We start from the raw sequence: 264 nt of genomic DNA, 5'->3' as shown, positions 1-264 counted from the left end.
AATATTTGATGCACCATCGCGGCAAGACGATCTCGCGCACGGAGCTGACGGAGCATCTTTACGATCAGGATTTCGACCGCGATTCCAATACGATCGAAGTTTTCGTCGGACGGCTCAGAAAGAAGCTCGGCATCGATCTGATCGAGACGGTGCGCGGCCTTGGCTACCGCATCGATCCGCCGGGGGGCGAGACCGACGGCGCCGATGCTTGAGCGGCTGCATCCGAGAAGCTGGGGGCTGGGCTTCGGCACGCCCTATGGACGG

1 protein-coding gene is annotated in these 264 nt (G+C 61.0%); it reads left to right on the top strand.

All coding sequences use genetic code 11. The annotated features are described in order from the left end of the window. On the top strand, window positions 1–212 hold a 212-nt coding region (locus CH341_RS32765; protein WP_146604794.1), incomplete at its 5' end, for a winged helix-turn-helix domain-containing protein. Between the last annotated feature and the right edge of the window lie 52 nt (window positions 213–264).

Origin of the sequence: Rhodoplanes roseus (assembly GCF_003258865.1) — a bacterium.
GTDB classification, from domain to species: domain Bacteria; phylum Pseudomonadota; class Alphaproteobacteria; order Rhizobiales; family Xanthobacteraceae; genus Rhodoplanes; species Rhodoplanes roseus.
The sequence above is the reverse complement of the archived record's forward strand: the minus strand, read 5'-3'. Positions and strand labels throughout refer to the sequence as shown.